Annotated in this window: 17 protein-coding genes and 1 tRNA gene; 9 read left to right on the forward strand and 9 right to left on the reverse strand. The window is 54.2% G+C overall.

The features are described from left to right. Nucleotides 1–29: 29 nt before the first annotated feature. The 4 genes from OZX70_RS07005 to nrdD all read right to left on the reverse strand — a co-directional run bounded on the left by OZX70_RS07005 (nt 30) and on the right by nrdD (nt 7,522). Nucleotides 30–2,783: a leucine-rich repeat domain-containing protein gene (locus OZX70_RS07005; protein ID WP_277180225.1), complete on the reverse strand. Its 2,754-nt coding sequence runs from the start codon at nt 2,781–2,783 to the stop codon at nt 30–32. Nucleotides 2,784–3,009: 226 nt separating this feature from the next. After that, entirely contained in the window at nt 3,010–3,975 is a 966-nt protein-coding gene (locus tag OZX70_RS07010) for an Abi family protein (protein WP_277180227.1), read from the reverse strand. A gap of 126 nt (nt 3,976–4,101) precedes the next feature. After that, nucleotides 4,102–4,821, reverse strand: coding sequence for an anaerobic ribonucleoside-triphosphate reductase activating protein (gene nrdG / locus OZX70_RS07015; protein WP_277182157.1), 720 nt, complete (start codon nt 4,819–4,821; stop codon nt 4,102–4,104). 304 nt (nt 4,822–5,125) lie between these two features. Beyond that, nucleotides 5,126–7,522: an anaerobic ribonucleoside-triphosphate reductase gene (gene nrdD, locus OZX70_RS07020; protein ID WP_277182158.1), complete on the reverse strand. Its 2,397-nt coding sequence runs from the start codon at nt 7,520–7,522 to the stop codon at nt 5,126–5,128. A 339-nt stretch (nt 7,523–7,861) separates the two neighbouring features. Between nrdD and xseA the strand changes: the two genes are divergently transcribed. From xseA to pntB, 4 genes are all read left to right on the forward strand, one after another. Beyond that, complete coding sequence (gene xseA / locus OZX70_RS07025) at nt 7,862–9,184, forward strand: exodeoxyribonuclease VII large subunit (protein WP_277180229.1); 1,323 nt, start codon at nt 7,862–7,864, stop codon at nt 9,182–9,184. A 119-nt stretch (nt 9,185–9,303) separates the two neighbouring features. Then, nucleotides 9,304–9,639 (forward strand): exodeoxyribonuclease VII small subunit, encoded by a 336-nt coding sequence (locus OZX70_RS07030; RefSeq protein ID WP_277180231.1) that lies wholly within the window; start codon nt 9,304–9,306, stop codon nt 9,637–9,639. A 316-nt stretch (nt 9,640–9,955) separates the two neighbouring features. After that, nucleotides 9,956–11,545 carry a Re/Si-specific NAD(P)(+) transhydrogenase subunit alpha gene (locus OZX70_RS07035; RefSeq protein WP_348519430.1) on the forward strand — a complete coding sequence of 530 codons (1,590 nt, stop codon included), beginning with the start codon at nt 9,956–9,958 and terminating at the stop codon, nt 11,543–11,545. 4 nt (nt 11,546–11,549) lie between these two features. Beyond that, the gene (pntB, locus tag OZX70_RS07040; RefSeq protein WP_277180235.1) at nt 11,550–12,938 is read left to right on the forward strand and encodes a Re/Si-specific NAD(P)(+) transhydrogenase subunit beta; all 1,389 of its coding nucleotides are present in this window, start codon (nt 11,550–11,552) and stop codon (nt 12,936–12,938) included. Nucleotides 12,939–13,026: 88 nt separating this feature from the next. Here pntB and OZX70_RS07045 read toward each other — a convergent pair whose 3' ends face one another. Both OZX70_RS07045 and OZX70_RS07050 read right to left on the reverse strand, forming a co-directional pair. Continuing rightward, nucleotides 13,027–13,227, reverse strand: coding sequence for a hypothetical protein (locus OZX70_RS07045; protein ID WP_277151277.1), 201 nt, complete (start codon nt 13,225–13,227; stop codon nt 13,027–13,029). Nucleotides 13,228–13,411: 184 nt separating this feature from the next. Further along, nucleotides 13,412–14,389 (reverse strand): endonuclease/exonuclease/phosphatase family protein, encoded by a 978-nt coding sequence (locus tag OZX70_RS07050; protein ID WP_277182159.1) that lies wholly within the window; start codon nt 14,387–14,389, stop codon nt 13,412–13,414. Between the two features lie 402 nt (nt 14,390–14,791). Here OZX70_RS07050 and OZX70_RS07055 point away from each other — a divergent pair, with 402 nt between their 5' ends. After that, complete coding sequence (locus OZX70_RS07055) at nt 14,792–15,718, forward strand: isoaspartyl peptidase/L-asparaginase (protein WP_277180237.1); 927 nt, start codon at nt 14,792–14,794, stop codon at nt 15,716–15,718. A gap of 184 nt (nt 15,719–15,902) precedes the next feature. Here OZX70_RS07055 and OZX70_RS07060 read toward each other — a convergent pair whose 3' ends face one another. Next, nucleotides 15,903–17,558, reverse strand: coding sequence for an ABC transporter substrate-binding protein (locus OZX70_RS07060; RefSeq protein ID WP_277180239.1), 1,656 nt, complete (start codon nt 17,556–17,558; stop codon nt 15,903–15,905). Nucleotides 17,559–17,863: 305 nt separating this feature from the next. Next, nucleotides 17,864–17,936, reverse strand: a tRNA-Arg gene (locus OZX70_RS07065). A 255-nt stretch (nt 17,937–18,191) separates the two neighbouring features. On the opposite strand from OZX70_RS07065, the gene OZX70_RS07070 reads away from it, so the two are divergent. Then, nucleotides 18,192–18,962 carry a DUF4391 domain-containing protein gene (locus tag OZX70_RS07070; protein ID WP_277180241.1) on the forward strand — a complete coding sequence of 257 codons (771 nt, stop codon included), beginning with the start codon at nt 18,192–18,194 and terminating at the stop codon, nt 18,960–18,962. A gap of 241 nt (nt 18,963–19,203) precedes the next feature. Here OZX70_RS07070 and OZX70_RS07075 read toward each other — a convergent pair whose 3' ends face one another. After that, complete coding sequence (locus OZX70_RS07075; protein ID WP_277182160.1) at nt 19,204–19,698, reverse strand: very short patch repair endonuclease; 495 nt, start codon at nt 19,696–19,698, stop codon at nt 19,204–19,206. Between the two features lie 402 nt (nt 19,699–20,100). On the opposite strand from OZX70_RS07075, the gene OZX70_RS07080 reads away from it, so the two are divergent. From OZX70_RS07080 to OZX70_RS07090, 3 genes are all read left to right on the forward strand, one after another. After that, on the forward strand, nt 20,101–21,150 hold the full coding sequence (locus OZX70_RS07080) for a bile acid:sodium symporter family protein (RefSeq protein ID WP_277180243.1): 1,050 nt from the start codon (nt 20,101–20,103) through the stop codon (nt 21,148–21,150). A 350-nt stretch (nt 21,151–21,500) separates the two neighbouring features. Continuing rightward, nucleotides 21,501–22,556: a Gfo/Idh/MocA family oxidoreductase gene (locus OZX70_RS07085; protein WP_277180245.1), complete on the forward strand. Its 1,056-nt coding sequence runs from the start codon at nt 21,501–21,503 to the stop codon at nt 22,554–22,556. 167 nt (nt 22,557–22,723) lie between these two features. Beyond that, on the forward strand, nt 22,724–23,920 hold the full coding sequence (locus OZX70_RS07090; RefSeq protein WP_277180247.1) for an ATP-binding protein: 1,197 nt from the start codon (nt 22,724–22,726) through the stop codon (nt 23,918–23,920). The last annotated feature ends 348 nt before the right edge of the window (nt 23,921–24,268 follow it).

A 24,268-nucleotide genomic window follows, 5' to 3' on the forward strand; every position in this document is an offset into this window, starting at 1 on the left:
ACTAGAATCCGGCCAAATCCGAGTCTTGGTCAAAGCCAAGATGCCTGTTTACGTCGTGTCTCTTCGACAATCAATACGGATAGCACGATACCTCCTGCGAGCGCGAACCACGTCATCCATGGATTGTGACCAGTGGAGGGCAATCCGGTCAAAGCTCTCTCCCACATGGCATGCAACGTCACGTCGCCGGTCACCGTTGCCGTAGCGAAATCGACTTTGTCTCCCTCGCCACTTGAATCGGTGGTCCAGCCTATGAAATGGTAGCCGTCACGTTGTGGCGTTCCCGGATCTGGTATCGGTTGGCCAAGCGCGATTTGTTGGGAAGTCTGCGCCGAACCATCATGCTTATCTACACTCACCATGTATTTGATAACCGTATAGGGCTGAGTGATACGGCCAGAAAATGGTACCGACGCCGTGCCAATAGATAATGTCTTATTGAAATCAACGATGGCTGTACCGTTTTCAGCACGTTTTGTCCAAGTCACCTTGCCGGTATCGGCATCAAAATTGCCACCAGCAGGGGTCGAAGCCGATGGAACGACATGGTTCCCATCCACTCCGATAGCAGATTCCACACTCACGTTCGGATTCGCCACAACACTTGGGTAAGTAATGGTCTGATTTGAAATATCGGCATTCGTAAGCGTTGTCAATCCATTGAGAGGCGATATATCGAAAATGTGATTCTTCTCCAAATATAATTCTTGGATATGGGTAAAGTACGTCACCACACCGATATCTTTAATGTCGTTCTCGCTTGCGTCAAAATGAACAAGAGCGGTCAGCGTTGCTAACTTTGAGATATCGGCCAAATTATTGAGATTAATACTTAGTCTTTTCAACCCGGTCATTTCAGAGATTGCAGAAAGATCAGTTATTTTATTGGCCCCCGCATCCAAAGAAGTCAACGATGATATATGTACAAGCGGGCTAAAGTCAGAAATCTGGTTATGGGCAACGGCCAGAGATACGAGATTGGGAAGACTTGCGGTTCGCAACGGTTCCAACGTCGTAATCGCATTTGAGCCAAGCATAACCTCCTGCAACTCAACGATTGTTGCGATTGGAGAAATGTCAGAAATCAGTCCATTATCGTTTAGATTCAGGTTTGTAAGTTTTGTCAGCAACTGAAGCCCCTGAATCCCCGCAATATTGCTGGCATTAGCTTCCAAATCCGTGATCGACTCTGCATTGGCTTGTGTAAATACGTCGGAAACCCGATGTGACAATCCCAATGTCGCTGCCACTTTAGCGGCCAAATGCGTGTCTGGAAAACATGCCGTTATCGTATCGATGCCCATGGTGCAGGATTTCGCGGTGCTACTTTCCGACCATTTCACTCCCCAAAGCGGATATAACGTGAGATTCGAAGTCACGGCAGTTGTGAAATCGTAGGTCTGCATGAGCCCTTTGCCATTGGGTGATGCATCGGCGACAGTTCCCCACCCCATGAAGCTCAGGCCCGCATTCGATGGTGCTGGTTCGACGGTGGGTCGCAAAGCCTTGTCACTGTCAAATACCGTCTGCACCGGTGACATCGTTGTACCATCTTGCCCCACGAACGACACGGTATAGGAGTCCAGCTCATAGGGCTGGACGACAGTTCCATGGAACGGAGTGGTCTTGCCGCTCGAACCAATCGCCGGCTCACTGAACTGCACAGAAACCTGATGCGGTTGGCCAGGTGGCACTGCTGCCCACGAAGCTGTGCCCCCGTTCATCGTGACCCCGGTCGACGGCTGCGGCCCAGACAATGCTAGAAGCGAGTTGTTACCGCCCTTGAGCTTGCCTGCGACATTAACCGACAACGGCTGCCCGACTTTGGTGCGCACCGACGGTGCAACAATAGTTTGCGGCGACATAGGATCGGGAAACGATGTTGTACCTTGGAAGGTAAGATTCGGGAGCGATGCAATCACCGACATATCGGCTATTCGGTTATTACCCAGATACAGTTCTCGCAGGTTCGTCAGAGTATTCAATTTACTGACATCGTTCAACTGATTACCGGTCAAATCTACCTGCCAAAGTCCGGCAGATGAACCAAGTGCTCCAAGATGCGCATTATCGCCTAATTTGTTCCCGTATAACGCAAGATATTTTAGCGTTGTAACATATTTTAATCCATCAACATTCGTTAGTTGGTTTCCTCCAAGACTTAAAGACTGCAAACTATGCCAATTCTGCATGCTGTTCACAGAAAGATCCGGAAGTTCCGCGATATTGTTATAGGATGCATTAAGGCTCGTCATCATTGTCAAGCACTCCGTACCATCGAGATATTGGACATTTCTATGGGATAGATCCAGAGAAGTAATACTCAGCGACATCTCATATGTAAATGAATCTGAGACCTGCTTACCCAGCATTTCGGCGACGGTTTTCGCCACTACCGGATCGCGGAAGAACACTTTGAAGGAATTGCCCCAAATCGTACCGTGCCACGCATATGTTCCCACAGCCATGCCCTGCGAATCAGCAGGGTCAACCTTCTGCCCTGCGGTTTCCCCATGATGATAACCATCCGGCAGAGCCGACTGAGTCTGCTGTGATGCAAAGTTCACTCTACCTTGTCTGATTCGCTTGTCGACTGCAAAGGAAACCGGATTATTCGGCTTTCTGGGACTGACAATCGAAGCAGATGACAGACGCTCATTCCCATGTACTTGACGGGAAGATAGAGTCAATGCAGAAGCAGGCGAATTAGCCAGCATCAGCGACAACGCCGATATAAGCGCAGCAACACCCCTGACCAACAAGCGCACGACTTCCTCCATCATTAGAATGGAAACCATTTCTGTAATTCAGTTTACCTAATGCGCTGAATATTTTTAAACTATGATTACGGCGACCGCGTCATTGCCATTTATCACAATCAGTCACATTCAGACCGACCACAATCCCGTTCGACAGCTGTGCCCAAAAGATTCACAGAATATGAGCATGCCAATATTGTCTACTGCCTATTGTCCACCCTCAACTCAGCCACCACTCTTGTGCGTTTTCCTATGAGAGCGATATTCGAAAAGCATACGTGGCGAAATCTCCTACATCCGACATTCCCATGGATCGTACGATACCTTCACCACAATTCGGCAATTGAGAAACAATGCCTTTCGTCAACCGCTCAATCAGACGAAGAAATTCCAGATACCGACGTTTGTCAATGACGAAGCGCAAGTCCTGAATTACCTGCCACACACTGGCATTCCGATCATGTGGATGCGCACAATACAACCGCTCATCATGAGCACAGATATTTCTAAAATCTTTGAAACGCCGATAAATCTTGTCCAACCTTTCCGAGGTGACATCCACTTGTCTTCTGTGTGTATTGGCATACAACGAAGTGAAACTTCGGGCTACGCTCTTTCTTACCTCATGATTTTGTTCCTGATAAAACCAGTAAATCTGGCCAAGTGTCAAGTCGTTCGCCAATACCCACATCGGCACTTCCCCATCGTGATCTTCCATGCAATGTCTCAGATACGATTTCCCACCATATCTTTCTCGTCCAAAGCGATGGTCACTTCCACTTCTTGCAGGACTATCCAGTTCCAGTATCTTTCTGAAAATTAAGATAAGACGGTCAGCGGAGCCATTGCGCGTTCCATCCACCGTCTGAGCGTAACAAGATAACATAAGAAAAGGATTTGTTATTCCCCGATACCGACCACTGAATTCATGAGAACATATCGTCTTAAGTTCGGCTTCTGCTAAGGTAAGCATTTGAAACAGGTGGAACCGCAGTTCTCTGTCAAAAACAAATAATCGATATATATCATCAAAAGCCGTATTTGCTCGATACTGATCAGCAACACCGGAATTATCTAAAAATAGATCCTTATACCCATTGACCACCGAATAATAACCTTCACGTTCAAGTATCCATTTTGTACGAGGCGATGTGGCTATTCCTCTGGCTTGCATCAACTCAACCTGTTGGCCAATTGAAGTATATGGCTTATGCATTGCGGCTCCCTCGCTGTATGCACAAAGACCGCTGGTAATCACTCACCAACGGTCTTGCGAACTGGACACTGCCCAGCTTTATCACATCCATAGTTTATCGCACAGGACAGACCATATTCACGCCGCTCAGCTGGCAGCGCCTTCACCTGCCGAACGGTCCTTGCCGTAGACCTCCGGGATGAAGCGATGCTGATCGTGCAACTTCGACCAGATGACGGGTGCGATCGAACCGTTGTCGGTATGGGCACGCAGCGAGGCCGGTACATCGATGATGCGCTGGTTCGACGAGCCGCGGAATTGCAGGAGCGAATCGTGGTGGTCCTTCATATAGCGGCCGTCGACCAGAATGTCGACATAATCCAGTAGCTCGAGCTTGTCCGCGCTTTCGCCGGGGCGCAGCAGCTCCTCCCACGTGTAGCCGGTCCAGCACCAGATGTCTTTGCTGTGCCCAAACTCCTTGCGGATACGCTTCGAGAGTTTCAGCAGCACAGCGGTATTGAGCAACGGCTCGCCGCCAAGGAAGGTGATGCCTTGAACGACATCATTGCCCAAATCCTTGATGATCTTGTCCTCGAAACCCTGGGTATAGGGGTGGCCCGCCTGGAAATCCCAGATAGACTCATTGAAGCATTCCACGCAATGGAACGGGCAGCCGGAAACATAGATAGAGCAACGGATACCCTCGCCGTCGGTCATCACCAGCGGCTTGTAGTCGGCGATCATGTCGTGGCTGAGCTTATCGCTGGTCCACTGACCAGCCTTCGGGTTGTTGGCCAACGCGGTGGGAATCCAAGGGCCACGATCAGCCTCGTCCGCTGCGAAATCATGCAGCTTGCCGCCTGCCAGCTTGCCCATATCGCTCCTCCTTTGCTTCAACCGCCACCTCAAACCCGTGACGTGGGAAAATCTCTCGCACAACAATAAAAAGAATCTACTTCATCACTCGGCAGTCCCACAACCCTCAGCCGGCAACTCCGTAACCAGCAGCGGGGCTATTTGGTAACCGGCAGTCCAGGCACCCAGCCGTGCGTCCAGCCACCCAGCCACTGACCCTAGTCACGTAGCCAATAAGCAGTTCCAGCATTACCATGCAAAGTAAAGGCGGTCACCGAACGAACAGTGAACCGCCTTTACTAATCAAATTAGAAACTTACTTGGCCTCTTCGTACCATTCGCGCTCGGTGCCATCCTTCAGCACGACGTGACCGGTCTCGCCGGACATATGCTTGGCGCGATGCGTGATTTCCTCGTGGCGGCCGTGCACCATCGGGCGCTGCACCGGGTTGCCGAGGTAGCCGCAGGTGCGCTTGGTGACGTTGCACTTGTCGGGGTCGGAGTTGCCGCACTCGGGGCACTTGAAGCCCTCCTCAGTGGGCTCGAAGTCGCCCTCGAAGCCGCAAACATAGCAGTGATCGATTGGGGTATTGGTGCCGAGGTAGCCGATGCCGATGTTGTGGGCATAGTCCCACACGGCCTCGAGCGCCTTCGGGTTGGTCTGCAGGGTCGGGAACTCGCAGTAGTTGATGAAGCCGCCCGAAGCGTAATACGGGAAGTCCTTCTCGTAGTCGAGCTTCTCCATCGGGGTCGGCGAAAGCCAGACAGGATAGTGGAAGGAATTGGTGTAGAAGTCGTGGTCGGTCACTCCCGGCACACGGCCGAACTTCTCACGGTCCATGCGGTTGAAGCGGTCGGTCAGCGACTCGGCAGGCGTGGAGTAGAGCGAATAGTGATAGCCCTCTTCCTTGGCCCACTTGGCGCACAGCGCGTTCATCTTCTTCACGATCGAAAGGGCGAATTCCTTGCCTTCCGGATCCCAGCTATGATCCTGCATCCAATCCTTGCCGTAGAAGACGCTGGTCGCCTCATAGAGGCCGATGTAGCCCAGCGAGACGGTAGCACGATCGCGGTTGAAGAGCTGATCGACATTGTCGTTGGCATCCAAACGGCCGAAGGCACCGTAACGATAGAGCGTGGGGGCGTTGATCGGCTTGGCCTGCTTACAGCGCATGATACGGAACTGCATGGCTTCGTGGGCGACATCCATGCGCTCGTCGAAGATCTTCCAGAAGCGATCTTTGTCGCCGCGCGATTCCAACGCGATGCGCGGAATGTTGACGGTGACGACGCCGAGGTTCATGCGGCCTTCCTCTTCTTCCTTGCCGGTGTCGGGATTAGTCCAGGCAGGCAAGAAGGAACGGCAGCCCATCGGCGCCTTGAAGGAGCCGGTGATCTTGACGAGGTTCTCATAGAAGAGGATGTCGGGGTACATGCGCTTGGTGGAGCATTCGAGCGCGAGCTGCTTCAAATCGTAGTTCGGATCGCCGGGCTCGGAGTTGATGCCGTGCTTGATGGCGTAGGTAAGCTTCGGGAAGATCGCGGTGTGGTGATCGCGGCCTAGTCCCAAGATGCGCACCAGGAAGATGCAACGGGTAATCTCGCGGCTAAACCACGAGGTGCCGAGACCAAAGCCGACGGTGACGAACGGGGTCTGGCCGTTGGAAACGCGGTTGGAATTGATCTGGTATTCCATGGTCTGCATGGCGTCGTAGATGGCCTTGCGGGTCATGATCTTGGCGTAGATCTCGCGGATTTGCTCCATGCGAGGCACGTCGGTATGGAAGGGAACATCCTGCGGAATCGGCTTGCGGTCGGCGTCGAAATGCAGGGTCTTGGGCTCGTTGGCCTTCAGTCCGTCGACGATCTCCTGGGCGACATCTTCGGGCATGGAATCCGGAATCATGGTGCGCGCCTGCTCGAGGAACTTCTTGTAGTCCTTGCGGGCGTACTCGTCGAGCATCTCGTCGGCGCGGTTGACGGTCTGGCCGCCGTACTGGTCGCCTGCGATGTCCTTGATGATCTGCGTGATCTGCGTGGCTGCGGTGCCGATGGACTTCGGGGTGTCCATCATCGCGTTGCCCAGCTCAAAACCGTTGTGCAGCATGTCGGCGAAATTCGGCAGCGAGCAGTTGGTCTCGGCGGTGAACGGCGAGTAATCGGCGTCGTGGAAGTGGATGTCGCCCTTCATGTGGGCGTTGGAGACGCGCTTGGGAAGCATCGAGAACGCAGATGCCTTGGAGACGGCGCCGGCGAGCAGATCGCGCTGCGTGGCGTAGACGTTGGAGTCCTTGTTGGCGTTCTCGCGCACCAGCGTCTCGTCCTTGTTGACCAAACGGTCGACGGCGGCGTTGATATCGGTGGCCTTGGCGCGGTCGATGTCCTTGTTGAGACGATAGTTCGTATAATTGCGAGCCACCTCGTACAGATGGTTTTCGACCAGACCGTGTTCGACGAGGCTTTGGATGTCCTCGATCTTGGCCGGGCCGCTGTAACGCTCCTTGACTTCGCCTTCGATGCCGTTGGCGAGATCGCGAATCATCTGTTCCTCTTCAGGACCGACTTCCTTGTCGAGATCCTTAAAGGCCGATTTCACTGCCGCGATGATGTTCACCGGGTCAAAATCAACAATCCGCCCGTCACGCTTTTCCACCAGTACGGTTTTTGTCGCCGTCGTTGGCTTTGTGGGCGCATCCAGAACCTGAGCCTGCATCACATACCTTCCTCTAAAATCAAAGAAACCGATACAGAATCTTACAAATCACATGGATGAAATCACACGCGTGTAACTTTCTGTGTCTTCCATCACTATACGACCCCCTAAATACTATATCTAGGGATATATTCAGGATTTTGACCCCAGATTTAGTAATAATGGCGGAATAACGCGAAAAGCAGATGTGAAATAAACCACAAAATTTTTTCCTCGGTGTGTCGCATTGCATCGCAAACACGATTGTCCATGCAAACTACAATACGTATCACAAAAGAAATCTTCACATTGCCATCAAGGAAATGAATTCTTGTCCTTCATAAAGAGGATTGTGGAAGCATGGCTTTCAATACGAGATACGGGTATACCGCACCCAAACAAGCAGGGTTTGCAGCGGGTGCGGGCACAAACGAACAAGGACCGAGGCCGCTGGACCAGCTGCCTCGGCTCGCGCGGGACACCACACCGGAGAACCCGTGGCCAGTCAGTGTAGTCAGCCAGAAATACCACGATGCGGTGAAGCGCTGGCCTGGGTCATGGATCGAAGGTCAGATCGTCGAGATCAATATGCGCCGCGCCAGTTCCGGCTACATCACGTTGCGCGACAATTTCGAGGACATCTCGATTTCGGTGATGGGATTCCGCAATTTCGTGGCGATGGCCTCGAACTTCCATCAGGGCGACCGCGTGGTCATCCACGGCAAGCCGGATATCTGGGTCAAGGCAACCCGTCTGAGCTTTGTGGCAGACGATATCCGCCGCATCGGCGCAGGCGACCTCAAGGCGCAAATAGATGAACTGCGCAAGAAACTCAAGGGAGAAGGGCTGTTCGACGCTGAGAACAAAGTCGAGCTCCCCGAATTCCCGAAATGTATCGGACTCATCTGCGCACCGCAGGCACGAGCGGAAGGCGACGTCATCACCAACGTCAACCTGCGCTGGCCGGCCGTAAAATTCAAGGTCGTTCATGCCCACGTACAGGGCGTGCAATGCCCGTCCGACGTCATTGCAGCCATCCAAAAGCTGGATGCTGACCCTGAAGTCGACGTCATTATCGTCGCCCGAGGCGGCGGCAGCTTTGAGGATCTTATCGGCTTCTCCGACGAAGGCGTGGTGCGCGCCACCGCAGCGTGCGAGACTCCTATTATCTCAGCGGTGGGCCACGAGGACGATTGGACACTGATCGACCTGGCATCCGACCTGCGCGCCTCCACTCCGACCGACGCCGCGAAGAAAGTGGTGCCGGACGTAAGGGAACAATGGCAGCTCATCGCCAATGCTCGTGCGCAGATGAATATGCGCGTGCATGCCCGCGTCGACAACGAAATTCGCGTCATCGAAGGCTATGCCAGCCGGCCAAGCCTCACCCATCCGCAAACCATGCTTGAGCCACACGAACGGTTCCTCGATGAATCCGTACAGCGCATGCAGCTCGGGCTGACCCGCATTGTGGACGACGCCAGCCTGACCATCGAAAAGCTGCACGCCAGCCTGAGTGCTCTGAGCCCTCAATCCACGCTCGACCGCGGTTACGCCGTGGTGCAGGCGGCCAACGGGCATGTGCTCGACGACGCAACAGCCATCTCCCCCGGCGACGTGCTGACTTTGACCTTGAAGAAGGGCGAGGTAGTCACCGAGGCGAAATCAGTGAAACCAGAATAGAAAAAGAACGAGATTGCCGCAATCAGAAATCAGAATATCGGTGGCGGCATTTGACATTTGAATATAGCGAACAAATAAATAACATCAATAAATAGAACTAAAAATATAAAGGACTGATCATGGCAACAGCAAACAAGGACTCACAGGACGACAAGACCGAAGGCACGAAAGCGGCAGAAACCACTGCCCCCGCTTCGAGCCTCACTGACAAGGAACGCGATCAGATTGCGCAAATGCCGTATGAAGAGGCACGCGACAATCTCATCAAGGCTGTGCAGGCGCTGGAGGCCGGCGGCCTCAACCTCGACCAGTCCATGCATCAATGGGAGGTCGGCGAGGCGCTGGCCAAGCGCGCGCAAAGCCTCTTGAACGAGGTGCGCGCCAAGCTCGAAAATGCCGAAGCCGAGCAGCAGTCCACAGCGGCGACGGCTGGAACTCAATCTAATTTGGAGTAATGCCAAATCAGATTGAGCCTTCGCGCGATTTGCGCGCTCACCTCACCTAAACGGAGCCCACAGGGCTTCGTTTTTAACGGCTCGGCAATCTAACCTCGAATAAGTCAATATTTCGCGCTCTAAAATGCAACGGCCATTATTCATAAATCTTAAAACTCATTGAGAAGAGAATACGGTTATCAGCAAACCGCACGTTTCCCGCTGACAATATACAATGAACGACTATACTGGCAATTGCAAAGTGCCCAAAGACGGGACATGAAAGCGACAGAGAAGTTGTGCAGTAACTATGATGATGCTTTAGCATCATTGCCCCATGAAAGGAGCGACTGTGATTATCGGAATACCTAAGGAGACTTCCCCGGGTGAAAGACTGGTTGCGGCGACACCGAAAACCGTCGGCCAGCTGAAAAAGCTCGGTTACGATGTCTCTATCGAAACCTCAGCCGGAGAAGAGGCAAGCTTCTCCGACAACGACTACAAAGAAGCAGGCGCAACAATCGGCAAGGCAGCGAACGTCTGGAACGCCGACATCGTCGTCACCGTCGACACGCCGACACCCGAACAAATCGCCCAAATGAAGTCGGGTGCCATGCTGATTTCGCGCCTCGCACCGCACAGCAACGCCAAGCTGCTCGACATCCTGGCCCATGGCAATATCACAGCCCTGGCGCTTGATGCCGTTCCACGTATCTCGCGAGCGCAGTCACTGGATGTGCTTTCGACCATGTCGAACGTCTCCGGCTACCGTGCCGTCATCGAGGCCGCGGAATCCTACGGCGGCATGTTCGCCGGGCAGGTCACCGCAGCCGGCAAGACGGCCCCCGCCAAGGTCTTCGTCATCGGCGGCGGCGTGGCAGGTCTGGCCGCCATTGGTGCGGCCGCATCCATGGGCGCCGAGGTCCGCGCCTTCGATGTGCGTCCCGAAGCAGCGGAACAGATCGAATCGCTCGGTGCCACGTTCGTTCGCGCGGAGGGTGCACAACAGGAGAAATCCGACACCGGTTATGCTAAGGCATTGAGCGACGATCAGGAGAAGGCAACGTTGGCGCTTTACACCAAAGAGGCAGCGAACGCCGATATCGTCATCACCACGGCTTTGGTGCGCGGCCAAGGCGTCCTGACCATCACCAAGGACGCGGTGGCCGGTATGAAGCCCGGCTCGGTCATTGTCGACCTCGCAGCAAGCGGAGGCGGAGATTGCGAGCTGACTCAACCAGGCAAGAAGATCACGACCGAGGGCGGCGTCACCATCATCGGCTACACCGACCTCGCCAGCCGTATGCCCCAGCAGACCTCGCAGCTATACGGCACCAACGTGGTCAACCTGATGAAGCTCTTGACGCCGAAGAAGGACGGGCAAGTCACGCTCGACCTTGACGACGAGGTGCAGCGCGGCATGACCGTGACCAAGGAAGACAAGATTCTTTGGCCGCCGCCAAAGGTCTCGGTCTCGGCCGCAGCGAAAACCGATGACAAAGCCAAACAACTCACCCCTGAAGAAAAGAAGGCTCAGGAGGAAGCCGCCAAAGCCAAGGAAGCCGCCATTGCGGCACAAAAGAGCAAGCGCAACACCGTGCTCATGGCCATTGCAGCCATTCTGCTCGCCATCGCGCTGGCTTTCGCCGACTCGAAGCTTCTGATGACGTTCTCAATCTTCATCCTCGCGATCTTCGTGGGGTATTACGTCGTCTCGAACGTCACCCACTCACTGCACACCCCGCTCATGAGCCAGACGAACGCCATTTCCGGCATCATCCTCATCGGCTCGCTGCTGCAGATCGGCTCGTCCAACACGCTGGTGACGGTGCTCGCCGTGATCTCGGCGGCCATCGCCTCGATCAATGTGTTCGGCGGGTTCCTGGTGACCTACCGAATGCTCAGCATGTTCAGGAAGGATGCGTGAAATCATGACACTTGAATCCATTGCCCAATCCGCCTACTTGCTGGCGGCAGTGCTCTTCATCCTCTCGCTGGCAGGCCTTTCCAAGCAGGAAACCGCCCGTCGCGGCAACATCCTCGGCATGATCGGCATGTTCATCGCCATCGTCGCCACCATCGCCTTGGCACTCGTTGATTCTCAGCGCCCGGTCTGGGTGACCGCCCTCCTGATCGCCCTGGTCTTCATCGTCGGCGCCTCCTTTGGCATCTACAAGGCACGCACCGTCGAAATGACGCAGATGCCGGAACTGATCGCGATGCTCCACAGCTTCGTGGGCATCTCGGCGGTGCTGATCGGCTACAACTCGTGGCTGACCGAAAAAAGCCCGAACGGCGCGCATCTGGCGGAAACCTACATCGGCGTGCTGATCGGAGCCGTGACCTTCACCGGCTCCATCATCGCCTACCTGAAGCTTTCGGCCAAAATCAAGTCCAAGCCGCTGATCATCCCCGGCCATAACCTCATCAATCTGATTGTGCTGATTGTCATGATCGCGATGATCGCCTGGTTCATCCCCACCAACTCGATCTGGCCGCTGGCCATCATGACCGTGTTGGCGCTCCTGCTGGGCCTGCATATGGTGGCGGCCATCGGCGGCGGCGACATGCCGGTGGTCATCTCGATGCTCAACTCATACTCGGGCTGGGCCGCGGCCGCGTCGGGCTTCATGCTCGACAACAACCTGCTGATCATCACCGGATCGCTGGTCGGCGCTTCCGGCGCCATCCTCTCCTACTTGATGTGCAAGGCCATGAACCGCAAGTTCATGTCCGTCATCCTCGGCGGATTCGGCGAGAAGCCGACCAAGTCGGGCGATGCCAAGGAAATCACGGGTGAGGTGCACGAGACCACCGCTTCTGACGTTGCGGAAATGCTCAAGAACGCGAACTCAGTGATCATCGCCCCAGGCTATGGCATGGCCGTGGCGAAGGCCCAGCAGGCCGTCGCCGGCTTGGTCGAGAAGCTGCGCGCCCAGGGCGTCGAGGTTCGCTTTGCCGTCCACCCGGTGGCAGGGCGCTTGCCCGGCCACATGAACGTGCTGCTGGCCGAAGCCAAGGTGCCGTATGATATCGTCATGGAAATGGACGAGATCAACGACGACTTCGCCAATACCGACGTCGTCCTCGTCATTGGCGCCAACGACACTGTCAACCCCGCTGCCGCCGAGGACCCGAACTCCCCCATCGCCGGCATGCCGGTCTTGCGTGTTTGGGAAGCCAAGCAGGTCGTCGTGCTCAAGCGCTCGATGGGCACCGGTTACGCCGGCGTGCAGAACCCGCTGTTCTTCAACGACAACACGTCAATGCTTTTCGGCGACGCAAAAGCCAGCGTGGAGGCCATCTCTAACGCGGTGTGAGCGCAAAACGCATCTATAAACAAGATTTGGGTCTATCCACTTACAAAGTGGATAGACCCAAATCGTTTAAAAGCAACTGAGACGAAACTCAGCCGAAGATATCTTTGGCGGCCTTTGCCACAGAGTCACCCATGAGCTCGCCCGTATCGTTCTCTGCGCCGAAGAGACGGTTCAGTGCCTTGTCGGCCTGTTCGACGGTCATCGGCTTGCCGACCTCTTTGGCAACTTCCTGCAAATCAGTGATGGTAGTAACCTTCGAGAGCTTGTCTACCAATGTTTTCTCGTCCATGAGCACTCCTCGTTGTAATCTCACTTGTACGTTCGGCATTCACTGCCTGCATTTTATCTTAGCCACCCATGTAGATGAATGTATACCGTGTCACAATTTATATTAAATTGTGATAAAAATAAATCAAGACGTCTAGCAGGAAACCAAACGGATAATTAAAAATAGTATGTTTTATCGCAATCGATTATTGCACCGCAATGGTGGCCAGCAACGCGGCATGGTCCGACCCGGGTATCGGCACGGTGGCGACTTGCCCGGCGACGATGCCCTGATCGAGAACGATATGGTCGATACCTGTGAATTTCGGCACTCCCGGCTTGTCCGCTGGCCAGGTGAACACGAACCCGCTTGCCGAACTTTGCGCGGCATCATGGAAGCGCGAACCCAGGATGTTGCGGAACGGCGTGTGATCGGTGGTCGCGTTGAAATCCCCCATCAGCACGTATCGGTTGTCCTTGTGCGAGCGCATTGCTGCCACATCATCGAGCGAGGTGCGCCACTTGTTCCAATAACCCGGTTTGGGAGACGTGGTATGCACCGAAACAAAACGGATGGGTGCCTTGCCGTTCCCGAACGAAACCGTGCCGCCGGGCATGAAGGAAGCACTGGAATCTACGTCATCATCGGCCGGCGAATCCAACGGCGTGGCTGAAAACAGCGCGTTGCCGTACTTGCCGTCCGAGGAGGAAACTTGCGAATATGGCAGGTAATCGTTGATGCCTTCCTCCTTGAGCGCGCGGATGAAGGACTTCGTGGTTTCCTGCAATGCCAAGACTTCCACGCGCTGGTTGCTCACCGTCTCGACCACCGCTTTTGCGGAGGCCTGACCTTTATAAACGTTGGCTGTCATCACGCGTGCATAGGAATCATGAGTATCTGCGTGGCTTTCGCCCACTGCCGAGACCGCAGCATTGTCGAGATGCGTGTGCGAGACAAAATACGGGTATTGCCACCAACCCTGAAGTCCAAGACACGCGAGCGCCAGCAAGGCCGCAAACCATCTGCGAGAGGCCAAAGCCAGCAACAGCGCAATCAAGCCCAATGCAGCGAACCACGGAGCGAACGCGGCGACTACGGGCACATAGGGCAACGACTGCAATTCCTCAGGCAGTTCGCAACTCACCGTCCCGAGCAATGCGACGAGCAGACATAACCACGCCAGAAGTGCAAGAATCCTCCTCGGAAAACTTGCCCGCTTCCGCTTATTCGCTGCTGGTTTCGACTTCGTTCTGCCTTTTGGCGCCGGTTTCGTTTTCGATGCCGACTTGCCTCTTGCCGTCGAACGCGGTTTGGTTGCTGTCTTTTTCACTTTGCCTTTCGTCTTGTTTTCAGATGTTGCTTAGGGTTTCTCTGCAGGGGTCTTGTCATGCTCACCCTCTGCGACTTTGGAAAAATAGCAAATCCATCATATATAAACAACATGGAAACGATACCGATTTTTGCTTAACATTAACGGATTCCTCGAAAACGCGCCAAAGAATCTTCACCTCTGGCGTACCATGGCAACTGGAAAGCAAGGCCAACAATCAAGAATTGGCGGTATCCCGTCGAAAGGAAGAAACCCATGACATCGAGCCCAGTCAAATCAGTCGTTACCAAAGGTGCGGAAAACGGCATTCTGCTGGTTATCCACGGCGGTGCCGGAAGCCGCGGCAAGCACAGCACTCCGGAACGCCAGGCACAGGTGGAGAAGGATTTGCAGCGTGCGCTTGATGCCGGGTATGCCAAACTTGAAGCCGGGGCTAGCGCCGAAGACGCCGTTGTCGCCGCGATTCACGTCATGGAGGACGCCACCGAGTTCAATGCCGGCCACGGAGCCGCGCTGACCAGCGATGGCATCGCCCAGATGGACGCCTGCCTGATGGGCGGGGACGGAGAAGTTGGAGCCGTCGCGAGCGTACACACCGTGAAGAACCCTATCGATGCCGCTCGTGCCGTCAAAGAACAGACCAAGCATGTGCTCTTTGCCGACCCGCAGGACAAAGAGATCAAGGATTGGGGCGTAGAGACGCGCGACCCGAGCTACTTCATCACCGAGCAGCGTAAGCAATCGTTGATTGAGGCACAGACGAACGGTGACGAGTGGGAGAAGCACGGCACCATCGGCGCCGTCGCCCGTGACGCGCAGGGCCATCTTGCCGCAGCGACCTCGACGGGCGGCATCACCAACCAGATGCACGGCCGTGTGGGCGACACACCGCTTCCAGGCTGTGGCACCTATGCCGATGACGCAACGGTGGCCGTCTCCGGCACGGGCATCGGCGAAGCGTTCATGCGCACGGTGGCCTGCCATCAGGTTTCGGATCGAGTGAAATTCGCCGGCCAGACCCCGCTCGAATCCGCGAGCGCCACCCTCAACGACATCGAGGCCCATCGCGGTGACGGCGGTCTGATCGTGCTGCCGGCCAAGGGCGAAGGCGTCATTGCCTACAACAGCGAAATGATGAACTGCGGCTATAAGTCCCCCATCGGCAGCTACGTGCAGGGCTGATTCACCAACCGATTCTTGAAAACGGGCCCAGTGCCGAACAATCTGTAGTCCTATATAGATTGGGGCACCGAGCCCTAGCGATTCCGATAACGCGAGTGGCAACGATACGAAAAGGTCGGGCAACGCTTCATCGGCAGTTGCCCGACCTTTTTAGCTTTTACTCACTTAACTGCGAACGCACACCTTACTTGGTGATGGTGTTGTATGTAGGCAGGTTCGTGTAGTCGAACTGGACGTTCTTGGTCTTGGTCGAGGCCGCGGCGGCGACGTCCTCGTTCCACAGCGGGATCGAAGGCAGGTCGTTCAGGAGGATGTCCTGCGCGTCGCGGAAATCGGCGGTGCGCTTGGCGACGTCGGTCTGGCCCAACGCCTTGGCCAGGGCTGCGTCAAACGCCGGGTTCTTGTAATCGCCATCGTTGGAGCCATGGCCGTCGGCGGCAGAGGAGGAATACAACGGAGTCATATAATCCTCGGCCGTGGGGTAATCAAGCATCCAGCCGGAACGGAATGCAGTCTTGATGCTGCGGTCGGTCACCTGGTTGCGGATATCGCTGAACGTCGGGTACGCATCGCCGGAAGCATCGATGCCCAAGGTGTTCTTCAGACTGTTACTGACTGCATCCACCCAAGGCTTATGGGCGGCATCGGCATTGTAGGCGATCTTGAAGGTTCCGGTGAACTTTGAAATTTCGTCGGCCTGCTTCCACAGCTCCTTGGCCTTCGTAGGATTGTATTGCAAGTTGTCGGAATTCTTCAGCTTTGACGAATGCTCGGGAACCAGGGTCGAAGTGAAATCGGTGGCCGGGGTCTTCGTGTTCTGATAGATCTTGCTGACGATCTGCTTGCGGTTGATGGCCATGGAAATGGCCTGACGACGCAGGTTTCCTTCCTTGCCAAGCGCGAAGTGCGGCAGGCTTTCGGGAATGACGAAGCCTTGATAGGACGAACCGGGCTGGACGAACGCCTTGACCGTAGAATCGGAACGGAAGGTCTTCAGTGCCGACTGCGGCACTTCCACCATGACGTCGAGGTTGCCAGATTGCAGGTCGGAGTAGGCAGCGTCTTCGCTGGTATAGACGCGGTAATCGATGCCGGCGTTGGCGACCTTACGACTGCCCTTGTAATCCGGGTTCTTCACCACGAGAATGTCGGTGTTGGGCTGCCAGGACTTGAACTTGTATGGTCCATCACCAATCGGGTTCTTGCCGAAGGCCTTCATATCCTTGTATGCAACAGTCGGCAGCGGGAAGAAGGACTGGTGGGCGACTTGGATGGGGAAGACCGAATCGGGGTGCTTCAAGGTGACCACAAACGTCAGCGGGTCCTTGACCTCAATGCCAGAGAGCTTTGCATCGGGTGCAACGCTTGGGTTCTGCAAATCGTCGTAACCCTTAATGATGGACATACGGCTGGACTGCTTCTGAGCATTCTTGACGTTTGCCGCATAGCTCCAAGCGTCGGCGAAGGACGAAGCCGTCACCTTCTCACCATTGGTGAATTTCCATCCGTCATTGAGCTTGATGGTATATTGCGTGGCATCAGCATTGGGAGTAATCGACTTGGCGACCTCCATATGCTGCTTGCCTTTGGCGTCGTAGCTCACCAGACCTTCGAAGATATAGCGGATGACTTTGCCTCCACCCATCTCGTTGGTGTTGGAAGGAACAAGCGGGCTTTGCGGCTCAGTGTTGTCGACCTTAATGATCTGATCGGTGGTCGTCGCCTTCTTTGCCTGTGACCCATTATTACTGCCGGAATTTCCGCAACCGGCGACGGAAACCAGCGCCGCCCCCGCAGCAAGTGCGGCTACGATTTTTTTATTCCATGCCTTCGAAGCCATGATTTGCCCTTTCTTCTCGATCATCGTTATTTAAAAACAGCGCATATCACCATATAATGTATGTATATATATAATTTATACTAATAACGTAGCTTGGATTATAGGCCACCCTTTTGTTTCTAAATGATGAAGCACGGCGAAATTGAGATAAACCCGCATCGCAAGCTAGAGAAAAAACTTATAACTCGTACAAAAACCCAATCGGCACAGAGTCTGAATGATTAGTGGAACACCCCGAATATTGAGAAATCCCAGCCCGATTGTCGGTCAAGGTCTATGTGAAAGCTTCCCAGAAGGAGGATTCGTGCCCGGAATCAGATTCGAACTGACGACACCCGCTTTAGGAGAGCGGTGCTCTATCCCCTGAGCTACCCGGGCAACATCTTGTATTGTACACGGAAACCTGGCCCGTACATCACGGCAAGCTAGAATAACCCCCGCGATTGCAAAGGCGACGAAGAGGATTCCCCTAGCAAATCATGCCCAGCAACAAGTCGTAATCAATTCATCAGGAAATCGATCAGAACAGATTGCAGGAGAAATCAGCGAACAATCAGCAATGCATATTATCCTTTAAGTAGGTCATATCCTTTAGACTCACGGAACGCAAACGGCACTAGGGAAAGGTCGACGATGACTATTGCACACTGCGGAAACATATCTGCCCTCACGCTGGGACTTCCCCAAACCTGCGCCATACCCGAGGCGAAAAGTGTTCTTCCCAAGCAAATGTTCTATATGAAGCCGCCGGTTTCGGCACGGCTCAAGCAACGTTTCGTCGGTGACGTCGAATCCATCACCATGCTTGCGTTGTTGCGGCCGAACACCCTCGGCATGGCAGCCGGCACGAAAACCCGCGAAATCTTGGTGATGGGCATCGAACAGAACTGCAAGGATGCACCCGTCGAAGTGATGGAGCATATCGCGAAATTGCGATCGGCTTCGAAGATTCTTTTTGTCTGTGTACGCGATGCGAGCCTTACCGGTGCAGACGACAAAGCTCACGCTCAGAACGCCGATAACGAGACTCAAACGGACAACGCGGATTTAGAATGCGCTTTTGCCGTGCAACGCATTCTACCTGTTCGCGCCGGGCATCAAGGCGAAGCGCAGACGCAAACCTACGTCGGCAAATGGCAGAAACCAGAAAAGGCACATCTGGAAGTGGCTGGCACCACGTTTGACGAAGTGTGGCAAAGCCTGTGCGCACAGGTCATTTTCGGCGACACCGACGGCAGCAATCTTGATGCACGCCTCGCCAAGCAGGCGGCAATCGCTGAGCTCACGGCCCAAATTACAAAATTGGAAGGCGATCATGCCCGCGCAAAAGATGGCTCCAAGCGCAACGAAATCTACGTCAAGCTGCACAAAGCCAAAAAACAGTTGGAAGAATTGCAGAGCTGAAGAGGCTTATCTCGGCACACCTGACGACGCGCCTCACCTGATATAGCAGCGAACGAAAACTCACCATCATAAACGCGTTCTCTGCTATGTCAAACCCGAAATCGCAAATTACTCCATCGCCAAATCGTTGGAATATCAACACTTGAGAAATTCTCGATCGCGGCTTTAAAAAGCAGGGAATCTCAGAAATCTGACTATATTGCTTCAGTGCTACGACCCATACGCTAGTTTTACCTACAGCTCATGAATTATCGGAGAATTCACCGGACTCATCAGTTCCGACAATCTGCCGATAGAGCCGTTCCAGCGTTTCCTCACGACGATCTTTGGCCAGCTCACATTCCCACACAACGAGCACCTTCCAACCGGCAGCCTCGAGCTCGGCACGCTGGCGGATATCACGATCGTGATTGCGAACGAGCTTCGCCGTCCAGAACTCAACGTTGGACTTGGGCATCGAGAATTTTGTGCAACCTTCGTGCATATGCCAGAAACAGCCGTTGACGAACACGATCGTGTGCCACTTAGGCAACACAATGTCCGGATGCCCCGGGTAACGCTTGTCGTTCTTGCGAAAGCGCAACCCACGACGGAACAGATAGGAACGGACCAGCACTTCGATTTTCGTGTTTTTGCCGCGAATATGCGACATAGTGTAACTGCGGGTGCCACGTTCGTATTTCTCAGCAACCTTGACGGACTTGCGGGACTTGCTGGATTTGCCGGATTTCCTCACTTTTCCTGAACCGGGTCTTCCACCTTTCGCCGGCGCTTTTACGGTTGGTTTCGATGCCTTGGAAACGTCGGTTGCAACGCCATCGCTATCATCCTGCTTTAAGGAAGCGTTCTTGTCTGCCGTTACTGATTGCCGTGCCACGCCTCCATTCCACTTTCAGCGCGCGACAAATCACAGAAAGGAATATCACATCGAATCGCTCGCGAGCACTTGGTGGAAAGCCTACGAAACCCAACAATTTTTCATTGTATAACCAACAATGCTGTTATTTAGCTGATATCACCGGAACGGATGTCCACTATATGAAACATTTTTCTATTTTTGAGACAACTCGCTCAATTCAGCGAACACCTACTTAGCATGGCACACAACCCTGAAAATAGAGAAAGAAGTAACGGGAAGATGGAAAAGGTCAAAAAAGTAGCGGATTGGATCACCAAATGGTTCACGCTGATCGTCATCGTCTGGGCGGTGTTCAATTATTTTGTGCCGCAGACCAGCAAGTGGGCCAAGCACGACACGAGCTGGCTCTTGGGCATTGTGCTCTTCGGCATGGGCCTGACGCTTTCGCTTGAGGATTTCGCACGAATTCTGAAGCAACCGCTGATGGTCATCGTGGGCACCGTGGCCCATTACGTCATCATGCCGCTTATCGCCGTCGCCCTTTGCGCCATCTTCCACCTCGACGGACCGCTCGCCGTCGGCGTGATCCTCGTGGGTTGCTGCCCATCGGGCACCTCGTCGAACGTGATGAGCTTCCTCGCCCGCGGCGACGTGGCGCTCGACGTTTCCATCGGTCTGCTTTCCACATTGCTTGCTCCGTTCATGATTCCGCTGCTGATGCAGCTGCTCGCCTCGAAGTACGTGGCGATCCCCTGGCAGTCGCTCTTCCTGACAGCCGTCAAGGTCGTGCTTATCCCCGTCGCTCTCGGCGTGATCTGCCACACCATCTTCAAAGACAAGATCGCTAAGGTAACTGATGTACTGCCGATCATCTCGCAGACCGCGATTCTCTTAATCATCGGCATCGTCGTCGCCGCCAACCATGCCGGCCTCTTCAGCACAGCCACCGCTCTGGCCATACCGGTGGTCATCCTGCACAACCTTTGCGGCTACGGGCTTGGCTTCGGCTTCTCAAGGCTCATGTACAAAATCTATCCGAGGGGCTTCGGGTATGCGCAGCAGAAGGCTATCACCTTCGAAGTCGGCATGCAGGACTCCGGCCTGGGCGCCACGTTGGCGCTAACCTCCTTCGCCGCCGCCCCGATTACTGCCATCCCGTCCACGTTCTTCAGTGTCTGGCACAATATCTCCGGCTCGGTGCTCTCCTCCTGGTGGCGTCGTCACGACGAGAAGAAGGGACTGGTCGCTGCCGATGACAGCGAAGCAAACGAAGTTGCTAGCGCCCCTAAGACTGCCGATATCTCCACTAAGGATGCCAAGAAAGACTGAAACGAAGCTAAAAGTATCAGAGGATGATAACAAAATAAACCAGTAGCTATTCTCCCCTGATTCGCAGCACGGAACGTTGAAATCGGATTCAATCAACGTTCTCTGCTGCGAATTTTTTATGTACAAAATATCAAACGTTGCTATTGCGGGGTTTTAAATTCGCCTCGCTCCTCCTGAGCAGCACCGAACAATGCAAATTCACGATTCTGGCTTCATTGCTACGTCTTTGCGGCACACATACATCTAAGAACGCATATTGACGCTCCCTGCTTATTCGGCTTCGACAGATAAGGCGTGCCAGACTTTAGAATGGAAGCGCTGCGTAGATTTTCATGTCAGAAAGGACTTTTATGAGTAGGCTGAATGGCAAACGCGCCGAAGCGGAAGAACAGGGACTCAAGGTCAACGTCGCGATTCTCGGAGCTGGCGGCATCGCGAAATCGATGGCGAACACACTGGTCGAGATGGCAGGCGATTCGCGGTATAACAACCTTATCGAACCTTACGCCGTGGCCGCACGCGACGCCGATCGTGCCAACGATTTCGCGCAAAAGTATGGATTCGACGTTTCCTACGGTTCTTACGACGAGCTGCTGGCCGATCCAAAGGTCGACCTCGTCTACATCGCCACGCCCCACGCACTGCACGCCGAGCAAGGCATCGCATGTCTCAAGGCCGGAAAGAATATCCTGGTCGAGAAGTCGTTCACTGCCAACACCGAGCAAGCGCAGGAACTACTTGACGTTGCCAAGGAGACCGGACTGCTCTGCACCGAGGCCATCTGGACTCGCTACATGCCCTCGCGCGCGCTCGTCGCCGATATCATCAAGTCCGGCGAAATCGGCGAGGTGCAGGCCGCGACGGCCAACCTCTGCTATCCCACAACGCACAAGGCCCGCATGACCGACCCGGCCATGGCCGGCGGGGCGCTGCTCGACGTCGGGGTCTATCCGTTGAACTTCTTCGACATGGCGCTCGGCGCCGACACCAGCGAGCGCACGATTTCCGACATCTCGACTTCCATGGTGCCGTACGAAACCGGCGTAGACGCCACCGATTCCATCACCCTGCACTATAACGACGGCGTGATGGCCACGGCCACGGCCTCGATGATGTGCCCTTCGGACCGAACCGGGTCCATCTGGGGCACCAAGGGCTACATGGTCTGCCAGAACATCAACAACATCGAGGGCATCGACCTCTACGGTCTCGACCATCGCCTCACCCGCCACATCGACGTCCCCGCGCAGCTCACCGGCTACGAGTACGAGGTGGCGAGCGCCGCCAACGCCATCCTCGACGGCAAGAGCGAATGCGAGGAGATGCCCCACGCCGACACTCTGCGCATCATGAAGCTCATGGACCAAATTCGCGGCGAGTGGGGCCTCAAGTTCCCGTTCGAGTAAATCGGAGCGGCCGTCCAACAGCACGATACATTGCGGCATATTGCGGTAAGTTAAAAAGTATTTTTCAACTTATGCAATTTCTCAGACAAGTTGAAAAATACTTTTTAACTTAGTATTCTTTTATGAGAAGTTAAAAAATATTTTTCAACTTATGCATTCGAGGCACCATGATTGACAGACCGCAATATCTCCGTCACTTGGAACAATGGCGGGACAAGCCCGTCATCAAGGTGGTCACCGGCGTGCGACGCTGCGGCAAATCAACCATTCTGGAACTGTTCAGCAAACAACTCGTTGCTGGTGGCGTGCCACAAGACCGCATCATCTCCATCAATCTGGAACGACTCGAAAATGAGCCACTGCTCGACTATCATCGGCTTCACGAATTCATCATCGAGCATTGCCAAGGTGTGGGAATGTACTATGTGATGCTTGATGAAATCCAAAACGTACCGGACTTCCAAAAGGTCCTCGACAGTCTGCAGACCCGCCAAAACATCGACCTGTACGTCACCGGCTCAAACGCAATGCTGCTGAGCGGCACGCTCGCCACGCTGATTTCCGGCAGATACGTTGAGATACCGGTTATGCCACTTTCATTCGACGAATATCGTTCGGCCGCGCCGAAAGACGAATCAGTTCAACGCACCTGGTCACGCTACATCCATGACGGGGCTTTCCCCGCGACCACAGAATTCAATGGCGACGACACCCTCATCCACGATTATCTGGAAGGCATCCTCAACACCATTCTTATCAAGGACGTCTCACAACGTCTAGGAAGCACCCGCACAGGAGCGGTGGAAGCAGTCACCCGTTTCATGTTCGATAACATCGGCAATCTGACAACGGCGAAAACCATCAGCGACACCATGACCTCGTTCGGTACACGCATCTCGGCACCTACGGTAACCAATCTGTTGGAGGCGCTCTGCTCCGCGTTCATCTTCTACCCGGCCCAGCGCTACGATGTGAAAGGCAAGCGAATCCTCAAGCAGGAACGCAAATACTACGCCGTAGATATGGGCCTGCGTCGCATACTCATTTCCGGCAAGGTCCGCGACACCGGCAGAATTCTGGAAAACATCGTGTTCCTTGAACTCAAGCGTCGCACAAGAACGGTATATGTCGGACAAAGCGCCAGCGGAGAAATCGATTTCGTCACCAATGGCGTGAATGGCCCCGCCTACTATCAGGTCTCGGAATCGGTTCACATCCCCAAAACCCTGGAGCGCGAGCTCTCCTCGTTCCATGGCATCGACGACAACTACCCCAAGACCCTCATCACCTTGGACGACGAACGACCCACCAGTCACGAAGGCATCCGCCAGGTTTACGCCCTCGATTGGCTGTTGGAGGGATAAAACAAGAAAACACAGTAGAAAAATGGAGATTTTAGAGAGCCCGCTCTCCCGCTATTCCACAATTAACATAACTCCTACTACCCAATTAACATAACTTCTACTCCACAATTAACATAGATTTCAACGGATAATTTGCACTGGATTGATTACCTGTTTCATATAGAATATCTACCCCAGCGAAGTGAACCGTACGGCTTGTCACTAGATCGCAGTTCAAACTCATGAAACAAAATTATTTACTATTTCAATGCCCTAATTCCTGCATAGGCTTACACAAATATATTTGTTAAATTTGCGCCTTGATCGGTCGTTGAAAAAGATCAATCTCGGTAACCATCAGAAATTTAC

It is taken from the genome of Bifidobacterium sp. ESL0732 (assembly GCF_029395535.1).
In the GTDB taxonomy this organism is placed as follows: domain Bacteria; phylum Actinomycetota; class Actinomycetes; order Actinomycetales; family Bifidobacteriaceae; genus Bifidobacterium.